We start from the raw sequence: 12,061 nt of genomic DNA on the forward strand, positions 1-12,061 counted from the left end.
CGTTTTGAGTGCCTAAACGTCTAGGTGCAGTCGGCTGACGCGGGAGAGAACGGCTGTGTGTCCGATATGCTTCGAACGTTGTCGCCATCCCTGACAGTCACGGAGCGGGTACTCGACTTCATCCCTCAGATAACCAATAGCTATCTCCCATCTGCGTCCGGCTGTTGGTTTGTACACCTAGAGGTTGCCTTTACTATCCCTGTACGTCATTGTGAGTGTGTATCATGACACAGGAGGAAGCCGACCTGGAGGCGCGACTCGAGGAACAGGAGGCGTTCGACCCGCCCGAATCGTTCGTCGAGCAAGCGAACGTCACGGACCCGGGGATCTACGAGGAGTTCGAAGAGAACTGGCCCCACTGTTGGGAACGGGCCGCCGACCTCCTCACCTGGAACGAGGAGTACGACACCGTCCTCGACGACGGGGACGCACCGTTCTACGAGTGGTTCACCGGCGGCGAGTTGAACGCCTCGTACAACTGTCTCGACCGCCACGTCGAGGATGGTGCGGCGGACGAAGCAGCAATCGAGTGGATCGGCGAACTCGGCGAGACCCGCAGCTATACCTACGAGGAACTGCTCGCGGAGGTAAACGAGTTCGCAGCGACGCTGCGCGGACTCGGCGTCGAGGAGGACGATGTCGTCACCCTCTACATGCCGATGATTCCGGAGCTGCCGATCGCGATGCTGGCCTGCGCTCGCATCGGTGCGCCACACAGCGTCGTCTTCGCGGGCTTCTCCGCGGATGCGCTCGCGACGCGGATGAACTCGGCCGACAGCGAGTATCTCGTTACCTGTGACGGGTACTACCGCCGCGGTGACGCGCTCGACCACATCTCGAAGACCAACGAGGGACTCGAGGGCGTCGAGCACGAGGTCTCCGACGTCGTCGTCGTGGACCGGCTCGGCGACGACCTCGAGCACTCGCTCGCGGACAACCAGCACGACTACGACGACCTCGTCGCCGACTACGAGGGCGAAACGGTCGAGCCAGTGTCGCGAGACGCGGAGGACATGCTGTTCCTGATGTACACCTCGGGAACGACGGGCCAGCCGAAGGGCGTCAAACACACGACCGGCGGCTACCTCGCCTACACGGCCTGGACTAGCCGCGCCGTGCTCGACATCGAAGCCGACGACACCTACTGGTGTTCGGCCGACATCGGCTGGATTACGGGCCACTCCTACATCGTGTATGGACCGCTTGCGCTCGGGACGACATCGGTGATGTACGAGGGGACGCCGGACTACCCCGAGAAGGATCGCCTCTGGCAGCTCGTCGAGGACTACGAGGTCGATATCTTCTACACCGCGCCGACGGCCATCCGCGCGTTCATGAAGTGGGGGAAGGAGTATCCCGAAAAGCACGACCTCTCCTCGCTCCGTCTACTCGGTACCGTTGGCGAGCCGATCAACCCGCGCGCCTGGAAGTGGTACTACAAACACATCGGCAACGAGGAGTGTCCGATCGTCGACACCTGGTGGCAGACCGAGACGGGTGGCATGATGATTACGACGCTCCCCGGCATCAACACGATGAAACCCGGCTCCGCAGGGCCGCCACTGCCAGGAATCGACGCACGCGTCGTCAATGCCAGCGGCGAGGAGGTCGACGCCGGACAGGCCGGCTACGTCACCGTCGACAAACCGTGGCCGGGTATGCTCCGGACGCTGTACAACAACGACGAACGCTTCATCAACGAGTACTGGCAGGAGTACTCGGACGAGGAGACAGACGAGTGGGTCTACTTCCCGGAGGACGGTGCGAAGATCGACGACGACGGCTACGTCACCATCCTCGGCCGCGTCGACGACGTGATCAACGTCTCCGGCCACCGCCTCGGCACGATGGAGATCGAATCCGCCGTCGTCGGCGTCGACGGCATCGCCGAAGCCGCCGTCGTCGGCGGCGACCACGAGGTCAAGGGCGAGGCCGTCTACGTCTATGCGATCCCCGAGGACGGCTACGACGCTGACGCGGAACTCGAGGAGCGTGCCATCGAGGGCGTCCTCGATTCGATCGGTCCGATTGCCAAGCCCGAGGAGGTAATCTTCACACCGGAACTGCCCAAAACGCGATCCGGGAAGATCATGCGCCGCCTGCTGGAGGATATCGCGAGCGGCAACGAGCTCGGCAACACCTCGACGCTGCGGAATCCTGGGGTCGTCGACGATATCGCAGCACAGGTAGAAGACGACTAGCGGCTACGCTTTTCACACTTTCACGAGCGCACAGCACACGACAGTCGTCCGGACACGAGTCAAAAATAACCAAAAACGATACCCAACGGACACAAATCATGCCTGATGACAACACACAATCTAGAAGCGCAGCACGAACTGACGGCGGCACGACGACCGAATCGTATCTCGACAAGGAAATAAACATCTTCAAGCCAGCGACGCCGTTCATGCGCGATCACTTACGGGTGATCTGGCTCTCGTTCGCCGCCTGGGTCATCGTCATCTTCGGTCCGCCGACCGCAACGCTGTTCGCACCGGACCTGATGAGTGGGACGACAGTCCTCGGCTTCCCGCTGCATTTCGTTCTGGGGGCGATCATCACGCCACTGGGGGCACTCTTGCTCTCGATCGGGTACGCACTCCAGCGTGACCGGCTCGATACGAAGTACGGTATTTCACACGATACCGAGAGCACACCACCAGCAGACTCCGATCTCCAGGACGAAGACACCGAGACGGACAGTGATGGCGTCGCGGTCGACGGAGGCGCAGAATGATCGAGCTACTCGAGCCGTTCGTCCTCCAGGAGACGGCGCTCGACGTCGGCGAGTTCAAACTCGTGCCGGCGCTGACCGTCGCGGCGATGCTCGCGCTGTTCCTCGGCGTCGGCTACTTCTTCCGGGTCGCGGCCGTCGACGACCTGTGGGTTGCCGGTCGCTCGATCGGTGCAGTCGAGAACGGGATGGCGATCGGTGCAAACTGGATGAGCGCCGCCTCCTATCTCGGCGTCGCCTCGCTCATCGCGCTCTCGGGCTACTTCGGGCTGGCGTACGTCGTCGGCTGGACGACGGGCTACTTCATCCTGCTTATCTTCCTGGCCGCGCAGTTCCGCCGGTTCGGAAAGTACACGGCACCCGACTTCGTCGGCGACCGGTTCTACTCCGACTGGGCGCGCGGTATCGCGGCGTTCACCACACTCGCGATCGCGTTCACCTACGCCATCGGGCAGGCCAGTGGAATGGGGCTGATGGCCCAGTACATCTTCGGCATCTCCTACGAGATGGGGGTGATACTCCTGATGGGGGTCACCATCGGCTACGTCGCCCTCTCGGGGATGCTGGGGACGACGAAGAACATGGCGATCCAGTACGTGATCCTCATCATCGCCTTCACCGTGGGCCTCTACGCCGTCGGCTGGAGCCAGGGCTGGTCGACCGTCCTGCCGTACGTCGAGTTCGGAAGCGAAGTCGCGGCGGCGGCTGAGATCGAAGCACAGTTCGTCGAGCCGTTCGCCGAAGGCTCCTACTACGCCTGGATCGCGCTGGCGTTCAGCTTGATCGTCGGCACCTGCGGCCTGCCGCACGTCCTCGTTCGGTTCTACACCGTCGAAAACGAGCGGACGGCCCGCTGGTCGACCGTCTGGGGACTGTTCTTCATCTGCCTACTGTACTGGGGAACGGCCACCTACGCCGCGTGGGGCAGCCTGCTCTACGACAGCGAGGTAACCGACGGCATCGGCTTCGCCTCCGGCGAACAGGAGATGGCTGGCGTCGAGGCCGACGCCCTGGTCGTCCTCACGACTCAGCTCGCCGACCTCCCGACGTGGCTCGTCGGACTGGTGGCTGCCGGTGCTGTCGCCGCAGCGCTTGCAACCACCGCGGGGCTGTTCATCACGGCGTCCTCGGCCGCTGCACACGATATCTACACGAACCTCTACAAGGAGAACGCGACCCAGCGCGAGCAGATGCTCGTCGGCCGCGTGACGATCCTGGCCATCGGTGTGCTGGTGACGCTCATCGGCCTCAATCCGCCGGCGCTCATCGGCGAACTCGTCGCGATGTCGTTCGCCATCGCGGGCACCGTTTTCTTCCCGGTGTTCTTCCTCGGACTCTGGTGGGAGAACACCACGAGGGAGGGTGCAATCGCGGGGATGCTTACCGGCATCCTGCTCTCGTTCGGTGCGATCCTCAACGACACAGCGATTCCGATGTACACGGGCGTCGAAGACGCAGTGATTCCCGCCGTCGCGACCTGGCTGCCGGGAACTTCCTCGGCACTGGTCGGTGTGCCGGTCGTCTTCGGGGTCATCATCGTCGTCTCGATCGTGACGGACAACCCGCCACAGCACGTCAAACGACTCGTTCGGCAGTGTCACAGCCCGGAGCCGATGGCGCAGGCCCAGTCCGCTGAAGACGCCGCAAACGGTGGTGCACCGGCTGACGACTGATACCCGCCCACACCCACACTCACTCACCAATCAATGTACGATACCATACTCATTCCCACCGACGGAAGCACCGTTGCCGAACACGCCGTCGAGCACGCCCTCGACCTCGCCGAAACGTACGACGCAGCCGTCCACGCCCTGTACGTCGTCGACACCAGCGCAGTCGATATCGGACTCGGCACCGAACAGGTCGACCGCATCCGACAGGGGAAGTTCGGCGACATGCCGGAACTCGAACAGCGAGCCAGCGACGCGACGGCAGCCGTCGCATCGAAGGCTGCTGATCGCGGTCTCGCCGTCACTGAGGCCGTTATCGGCGGCCAGCCACACAGACAGATCGCAGACTACGCAGACGACCACGACGTCGACTTGATCGTCATGGGCTCGGCCGGCCGAAGCGGCGTTCGCCGGGCACTGCTCGGCAGCGTCGCCGAACGAACGCTGCGAACGACCCGCCGGCCCGTCCTCGTCGTTGACGCCGAGACGGGAACCGAACCTGGGCCGGACTGAGGGCTGAGGAACAAGGGAGTGGCTCTCGAGCAACTCGAGTTCGGACTCGGACTGAGTAGATCTGCTTCGCTTTTTGCCTCGCTCCTCGGAGTAGCAATACCAACACGGCGGAGTATCCAGAACCGCGCCCAAAACCGAATCGGACAGCTCAGAAACGACGGTGCCTATTGAGCGGTAACAATGAAAGAGCCGTTTGTCCGTTCCCAGCACTCATATGTTGCTTCGTTGTTGCCATACGGTACTGCGTATGGACCGTCGAACGTGGCTAACGACCACCACTGTAGGAACACTCTCGGCGCTAAGCGGCTGTCTGTCCGAGTTGGCGGACCAAAATTCGTCATCAGGAAACGGTTCTACGGCTAGTGAGTGGCCAGAAATAGCGGTTGAGACGGAGGTACGGGAGGGAGAGGAGGTGGAGAATGGGTTTGCAGACGTGGTTGGCTTCGAGGGATGGGTCAAACAGCAACCCACGGGTGAGAGCCCACCGCAGATTACACTCGAGATGCGGAACGACGGAAACGAACAGTACGAGGGAGAGATTCCGTACCCGTATCCATGGCGGGGCTACGGTGGAACTCGTACGAACGACGATGCAACGATTCAACTCATCCCAGACGACACAGAGAAGCTCTCCGCCGATCCCGCCGAAGACCAACCCGATGAGTGGATTCCAGAAGCGCCAACGGACGGGTGTTGGACGGCAAAAACCGAGACCAGACCGGTCTGGCCAGATGTGGGGTATCCCACTATCGAGTTGCAGCCGGGAGAACAGCAGACTGGGACGTTCACCGTTCTCAGCAGCCCAATCAATGAGAAGTGCCTCCCCCGTGGAACGTACGCATTTGCCGATGAACGGCTTCCAACTGATCACCCTGTAGACGCGGAACTGGAGCTTACACTCCGAATTAGCGTCAGTGACCGGGGATAGGATCTCGGATTTTGATAGCTTACCTACCCGTAGCTGATGCGTGCGTTCTGACACTGAACGGGATGTCACGGTTTCCGTCGAATACAGAACTCGGAGTCACACACCACACATCATACTCCAGTCACACACCATGCCACACCATTCTATGACACACCACACCACACCACACCACACCACACTCACTTCTCACTCAGGCTCCGATCGCGCGTACTCGAGACTCGTCACGAAACCGAAGTAGGCGACGATGCCAGCGAGCATGAAGCCGTAGTAGGCCCAGTCAGGCCCCTCGAGGACGCGAAAGAGACCGTCGACCATCGTCACCCAGACAATTGCGAAGACCAGATCGAACAGCAGTCCCCACCGCTCCTCGCGAGCGGTCCGGACCCACTCGATAAGTCCGCTCATCGACTCGTCACCTGCTGACGCAGGCCGCGACATCCTGTCATCGTGGGAGCGATTCGCAGAGTGGACGAAAAAGCCTACCGACGAGCGGTTATTCTGGCCAGTAGTCGGTATCTGCCTCCGGGTCGTAGTAGCCGTGGAACGCCCGCTCACCGCGACCGCCAGGCGGTGAGCCGACGAAGACGCCGAACTTGTTCATCTCGGGATAGATCGTCACGTCCGGCTCATTCATTGTCGAGACCATCAGATACCGAAGCGGCTCCTCGCTATCGTTGACGACTCTGTGTCCGCCGCGCTCGTCGGCGGGAAGAGTGACGTAATCGCCTGCGGTCAGGGGCTCCTCACCGTCAGCGCAGCGGAGGAGCCCCGTCCCTGCGAGCACGTACAGCGCCTCCTCGTTCGCCGTATGGTAGTGATACGGCCACGACTGCTTCCCGGCCGGTAGCTCGTAGAGACTACACCCGATGTCACTCGCGCCGACCGCACTCGAGAGCTGCTTTCGTCGGAAGGTCGCATCTCCGTGGTCGTACTCGCGCCACTCGAGTGCATCCGTGTTGACTGACTCCATGACCCGACTGACACGGGCGTGGGTAAAGAAGACTGTGTGAACGCGTGCCATTTGGTGGGCGAGACGTGCAACGCGGAACAGCCGGCGGATCAGGATGACCGGAGTCGGCGTCTCGAAAGCGAAACCCCCTAACCCGCCGCGAGACTGTATGCGAGCATGCACGACGACGCTGCGGCCGGTGCCGAGGTTGCCGTTCTCCGCCTCGGCCACCGACCCGGCCGTGACGAACGGATGACGACTCACGTGGGCCTGACGGCACGGGCGCTCGGGGCCGACCGCGTCTGGATTCCGGACAACGCCGGCCAGTCGCGCGACACCGTCGCCGACATCACGGACCGCTTCGGCGGCCCGTTCGAGGTCGACCTGACCGACTCGCCGAAAGCCATCATCCGGAACTGGGAGGGACAGGTCGTCCACCTGACGATGTACGGCGAGCGCGTCCAGGATGTCGAGGGCGAGATCCGTGAGCGCCACCGCGACGGCGAGTCCGTCCTCGTCGTCGTCGGCTCCGAGAAAGTCTCGTTCGACGTCTACGAGGAGGCAGACTGGAACGTCGGCGTTACCAACCAGCCCCACTCCGAGGTCGCCGGCCTCGCGGTCTTTCTGGACCGGCTCTTCGAGGGCGCGGCACTCGAGTCCGACTGGGAAGACGCCGAGCAGCGGGTGGTGCCGATGGAGACTGGAAAGCGGGTGGTTTCGGCGGAGTCAGACGGCGACGCAAAGACCGATTCGTAACGGATACCCGCCATCGTCTGGTTCGATGGCTCACGCTGAACGCAACCGTCGGCTCACGCCATCCCGGTTGTTGGCTCACGCCGAACCCGGACGGCCGAGCGTCTCGTCCAGCCAGTCGAACAGTCGCTGGTGGAACACCGACTGTCCCATCCCCTCGCAGTGGCCGCCTGCACCCTCCGCGTCGGTGAATTTCGTGTACTCCGTCGGTACCGTGAGGCGGGTTGCAAGGTCGTGAGACTGGACCGCTAGCCGATCCGACTCGTTGTCCGCGACGAACGTCGGACAGTTGATCGATCCAATCTCCGATTCGTACGTATACTCCTGTAGCTCGCGGACGTACGCGCCGAGCGAATCGAGCCCGTGGGCTGCCATTCGCGAGCCGAAGTACTCCAGCGCGTGCGGGTCTGCGAGTTGTTCGTCGAGCGCGTCGTCGGCATCGGGGTCGCCCTCGAGTACCGGTGTCCGAAGCTCCTCGGGGACCAGTTGCAACACGAGCGTGCCGAGGTCGTAGATTGCGGGATCGGCAGCGAGCGCAGCGAGGCGGTGCTCCGCGGTCGCCGCCCGCGGCGCGAGGTAGCCGCCGAAACTTCGGCCGACCAGCGCGAGTCGGCTCTCATCGACGTCAGCACGACCAACAGCAACGTCGACGACCGGTGTAACGACGGCCTCGTAGTCCGGCCGGAAGAATAGCCGCTTCTCGTACAGCGTCCCACCCTGTCCCGGCCCCTCGAACAGCAGGCAGTTGTAGCCGCGAGTGAGGGCGGCCCGCGCAAGCATCGCGTACGACTCCTCGACCGGGGAATCGTAGCCTGGAAAACCGATCACGGTCGGGCGAGTGGTCCCCGAGTCGTCCGGCGCGAGGACGTAGGACTCGAGTACCGTCCTCTCGAACGGGATGTCGACGACCTCGCAGGTGTGGTCGGCGAGCGCCATTGCGGCCCGGAAACAGTCGCGCTGGCGTTTCCAGGCCTCGTGCAAGTCCGGATCGGCGAGGTCGTGTCTGCGGAAGAAGTACGCCGAGCGGTAGTACTCGGTCGCCCGTAGGAACGCCTCGCGAGCGCTCACGCCGTGGCCCCGTTCGCGCGACTGGCGGGCGATATCTTCGACCGCGTCGGCGGTCGCGAACCACTCGTCGTACCAGCTTTCGTAGTTGTCGTCCTCGATTCGGTCCGCCGTCGTGAGACACTCACCGACATCGGCACAGCCGTAGTAGACCTTGCCCAGTGTGCGCTCGAGTTGTGCGGTGAATTCGTCGCTCTCGAAGCTCGAAACTGCCGTGGTCATGGGAGTCGAACGACGACGAACACGATAAAGCCGTCCTGCAACGGGACCGACGAGCCCCGCGGTGCTTCCCCTACCGACCCACCGAGAGAGGCCGTGAACGCGCCCTGCTGCTTCCCAGCCAACCTATTTGTGTCCATTCGGTGGAAGAGTCGATATGGGTGAAACGACGACCTACGACGACGACGTGTCTCGCTCGGAGGCTGCCGACCTCCTGGAGGCGATTGCCGCCGAACTCGACGGTCCAGACACCGCCGACATCCGCGTGGGCAACAAGCTCCTGACACTCTCTCCCGACGACCGACTCGAGTACGGGATCGAAGTCGAGGAGCGCTCGCCGATGCTCGGCGGCGAGCGCGAGGAGGTTACGATCACGCTGGGATGGGAAGTGGCGACAGCGGACGCGGGCGCGGACATCGAGCAGGAACGGGATCAGCGGCCGGACGAAGAGCGAGAAGAGCAGGACGACGGCGTGCTATAGCGCGGTTGTGGTCCGGACTGGTGAACAGATCACAACCGTCGGCGACACTGCAGCCACCGAGTGAGAAACCCACCGAACGAGCGCCGTCCCTCAAAAGACTTAATGGCCACATGGCGTTACGCATAGGTAATGGCTTTTGAGGACCTGCTCGAGGATCCAGTCATCCAGAAGTACTTGCACGAGCTGGTCGGTCCCAAGGGGATGCCCGTCGCGGCGGCACCACCGGACGGGGAAGTGACCGACGAGGAGCTCGCGGAGGAGCTGGATCTCGAGTTGAACGACGTTCGGCGCGCGCTGTTTATCCTGTACGAGAACGACCTCGCCAGCTACCGACGGCTGCGCGACGAGGACTCGGGCTGGTTGACGTACCTCTGGACCTTCGAGTACGACAACATCCCCGAGAACCTAGAAGAGGAGATGTACCGGCTTCACGACGCACTCGAACAGCGCCAGGAGTACGAGCGAAATCACGAGTTCTACCTCTGTGAGATCTGTTCGATCCGCTTCGAGTTCGGCGAAGCGATGGACTTCGGCTTCGAGTGTCCCGAGTGTGGCTCGCCACTCGAGTCCATGGACAATGACCGACTCGTCACGTCGATGGAGGACCGACTCGCGGCACTCGAGAGCGAACTGAATCTCGATGCCGACGTGGATGTGGATGCCTGAATAGATGGTCGTACTCGCAACCAAACTGTACGTCGAGGGCGACGCCCGCGAGCGATCGCTTGACTCCCTGCGCTCGCTTGTGAACAACGAAATCGGCGATCTCGAGGTCGAGTTCGACCTCGGGGTGCGCCACGACGACTTCCCGTCGGTCACCATCGAGGGTGACGACGCCACCGTCGCGCGAAACGTTCTCCGCGAGGAGTTCGGCGAGATCGTCCCTGATCTCGAAGCCGGCGAGACCTACATCGGGACGCTCGATTCGTGGGACGAGGACGGGATCGTGCTCGATGCCGGCCAGCCGGTTCGCATTCCGGCGGACGAACTCGGACTGGGTCCGGGGTCGCCGACGCAGATCCGCGAGCGCTACGGACTGGTGCAGCATCTGCCGATGCGGTTCGTCTACGGCGGTGGTGGCGATGCTGACGCCGAGGAAGACGAACCTTCGCGGCTCGCAGACGAGGAACGCGACCGCCTCTACGAGTGGACGCGCGGTGACGGCCGCCTCAACGTCAACAGCGCAACCCGCGCCGAAGTTCGTGCGACGCTCAACCGCGCCGGCCACGCCCAGGACTACGTCACGGTCGAGCGCCTGGGTCTGCTGGAGCAGAGCGTCATCTGCACCGAGAACACCGATCCGCCAGGGCTGCTCGCAAGCGTCGGGCAGTACCTGCCAGCCGAACTCCGCTGTGTCGTCCCCTAACCAGCCACCATCATGAACAGACGGCTCGTTCTCGGCGCAGTTGCGGTCGTCCTGCTCATCGGTCTGGCAGGCTGTACCATGTTCTTCACCGGGATTTCGGACGACGAACTCGACCGCGAGCAGGAGTACGACGACCTCCGCGACAGCGAGGCCGACGTCAGGATCGACATCGAGGAGGGTGGCATCCTGAGCAGCGGCGAGTACCGGGCTGTGTACGACCTGAACGGCACCGAGGACTTCTCGTTCTCCCAGTCAACGTTCTACAGCGAGGAGCCCCTTGACATCCACAGCGTCCGCTACTGGTACCCGAACGGCACCGAAGTCACCGGCTCCGAACTCAATGTCGATCAGGACCGCTCGAGTACCGACCTTTCCGTCCCGGACGGAAACGGGACGCTCGCGTTCTCCGGTCCGACAGGTGGGAGCACGTTCCAGCTGCCGACGTACGTCACTGGCTCGTACGAGGTGACGCTTCCGGAGGGTGAGCGCACGTCGAACTTCCTGTTCGGTGACGCCAGCCCGAGCGGCTACGACCGCGAGGTTGTCGACGACCAGGAGCGACTGTACTGGGACCACGCGGACGGCACGATTTCGCTGCGCTACTACAGCGCCGGCGGCGTGTCGCTGTTCATCGGCCTCGTCGGTGTGGTCGTCGTCGTCGGCGGCATCGGCGTCGCTTACTACTACCGGCAGGTCCAGCAGTTACAAGAACAACGCGAGGAACTCGGGCTCGACGTGGAAATCGAGGATGACGACGATGGGCCGCCGCCGGGGCTCAAGTAGCCGTCTTAGTACGTTGTCATAGATCCGGAAGCAACTGTGCGCAGTCGAAAGGGGGTACTGGTGCTTCACAACTCATCTGAGAACAAAAGTAGTTTGTATTTCCGATAGATGTTTGATATATGGAGGCTAATCGGCGAACAATACTGCAGTCTCTGCTTCCTGCGGTAGGTCTCCTCGCTGGCTGCTCGTTCCGAACTGATGCGCATCTGTTCCGGGTGAGCGTTATCAACCACACAAACGACCCAATCGAAGTAGATGTAGCCGTTTCCGATTCTGATGGGGAACTCTACCAGCAAACCCTTGATTTGCCTTCGGAGGATCAGGACGGGTTGAACCCATCAGCACGTACGACGATGAAACTCGAGAGGCTATCGGAAGGGATGGAACTGACGGCGACAATTGAGACTGACGCTGGCCTAGCAGAAACGACTGATTTTACGTTAGATTGCACACCCAGCGAAGGAGACGCTATTGGCTTCAGAATCCACGAGGAGTATATCGATCCAAGAACTGGATGTGCTTCAGTCAATTAGTTCTGCACCTCTCTATCGCCCACGGAGTTATCTAGCGAGACACCCTGCTCGTCACTGTACCCTG

The 12,061-nt window shown here is 62.3% G+C and carries 13 protein-coding genes; 10 read left to right on the top strand and 3 right to left on the bottom strand.

Annotated features, from left to right (window positions below; genetic code table 11):
• Positions 1 to 224: 224 nt before the first annotated feature.
• From acs to BBD46_RS12340, 5 genes are all read left to right on the top strand, one after another.
• Complete coding sequence (gene acs, locus BBD46_RS12320) at positions 225 to 2,201, top strand: acetate--CoA ligase (RefSeq protein ID WP_071401991.1); 1,977 nt, start codon at positions 225 to 227, stop codon at positions 2,199 to 2,201.
• A gap of 98 nt (positions 2,202 to 2,299) precedes the next feature.
• On the top strand, positions 2,300 to 2,740 hold the full coding sequence (locus BBD46_RS12325) for a DUF4212 domain-containing protein (RefSeq protein ID WP_071401992.1): 441 nt from the start codon (positions 2,300 to 2,302) through the stop codon (positions 2,738 to 2,740).
• Positions 2,737 to 4,410, top strand: coding sequence for a sodium:solute symporter family transporter (locus BBD46_RS12330; RefSeq protein ID WP_071401993.1), 1,674 nt, complete (start codon positions 2,737 to 2,739; stop codon positions 4,408 to 4,410). Before BBD46_RS12325 ends, BBD46_RS12330 begins: the two co-directional genes overlap by 4 nt.
• A gap of 33 nt (positions 4,411 to 4,443) precedes the next feature.
• Positions 4,444 to 4,920, top strand: a complete 477-nt coding sequence (locus BBD46_RS12335) for a universal stress protein (RefSeq protein ID WP_071401994.1) — start codon at positions 4,444 to 4,446, stop codon at positions 4,918 to 4,920.
• 412 nt (positions 4,921 to 5,332) lie between these two features.
• A complete protein-coding gene (locus tag BBD46_RS12340) occupies positions 5,333 to 5,848 on the top strand; it encodes a hypothetical protein (protein WP_253184560.1) in 516 nt (171 codons plus the stop codon).
• 186 nt (positions 5,849 to 6,034) lie between these two features.
• Here the strand turns inward: BBD46_RS12340 and BBD46_RS12345 are convergent, their stop codons facing one another.
• A complete protein-coding gene (locus BBD46_RS12345) occupies positions 6,035 to 6,253 on the bottom strand; it encodes a hypothetical protein (protein ID WP_171908203.1) in 219 nt (72 codons plus the stop codon).
• Positions 6,254 to 6,341: 88 nt separating this feature from the next.
• Positions 6,342 to 6,818 carry a cupin domain-containing protein gene (locus BBD46_RS12350; protein WP_071401997.1) on the bottom strand — a complete coding sequence of 159 codons (477 nt, stop codon included), beginning with the start codon at positions 6,816 to 6,818 and terminating at the stop codon, positions 6,342 to 6,344.
• Between the two features lie 156 nt (positions 6,819 to 6,974).
• Between BBD46_RS12350 and BBD46_RS12355 the strand changes: the two genes are divergently transcribed.
• Complete coding sequence (locus tag BBD46_RS12355; RefSeq protein WP_071401998.1) at positions 6,975 to 7,553, top strand: tRNA (cytidine(56)-2'-O)-methyltransferase; 579 nt, start codon at positions 6,975 to 6,977, stop codon at positions 7,551 to 7,553.
• Between the two features lie 75 nt (positions 7,554 to 7,628).
• Here BBD46_RS12355 and BBD46_RS12360 read toward each other — a convergent pair whose 3' ends face one another.
• Positions 7,629 to 8,837, bottom strand: a complete 1,209-nt coding sequence (locus tag BBD46_RS12360; protein WP_071401999.1) for an alpha/beta hydrolase family protein — start codon at positions 8,835 to 8,837, stop codon at positions 7,629 to 7,631.
• Positions 8,838 to 8,991: 154 nt separating this feature from the next.
• On the opposite strand from BBD46_RS12360, the gene BBD46_RS12365 reads away from it, so the two are divergent.
• The 4 genes from BBD46_RS12365 (at position 8,992) to BBD46_RS12380 (ending at position 11,464) form a co-directional block, all read left to right on the top strand.
• On the top strand, positions 8,992 to 9,315 hold the full coding sequence (locus tag BBD46_RS12365) for an amphi-Trp domain-containing protein (protein WP_071402000.1): 324 nt from the start codon (positions 8,992 to 8,994) through the stop codon (positions 9,313 to 9,315).
• A gap of 129 nt (positions 9,316 to 9,444) precedes the next feature.
• Entirely contained in the window at positions 9,445 to 9,981 is a 537-nt protein-coding gene (locus BBD46_RS12370; protein ID WP_012996787.1) for a transcription factor, read from the top strand.
• A gap of 4 nt (positions 9,982 to 9,985) precedes the next feature.
• A complete protein-coding gene (locus BBD46_RS12375; protein ID WP_071402001.1) occupies positions 9,986 to 10,681 on the top strand; it encodes a DUF2110 family protein in 696 nt (231 codons plus the stop codon).
• Positions 10,682 to 10,693: 12 nt separating this feature from the next.
• Complete coding sequence (locus BBD46_RS12380) at positions 10,694 to 11,464, top strand: DUF5803 family protein (protein ID WP_071402002.1); 771 nt, start codon at positions 10,694 to 10,696, stop codon at positions 11,462 to 11,464.
• The last annotated feature ends 597 nt before the right edge of the window (positions 11,465 to 12,061 follow it).

Origin of the sequence: Natrialba sp. SSL1, assembly GCF_001861355.1 — an archaeon.
In the GTDB taxonomy this organism is placed as follows: Archaea; Halobacteriota; Halobacteria; order Halobacteriales; family Natrialbaceae; genus Natrialba.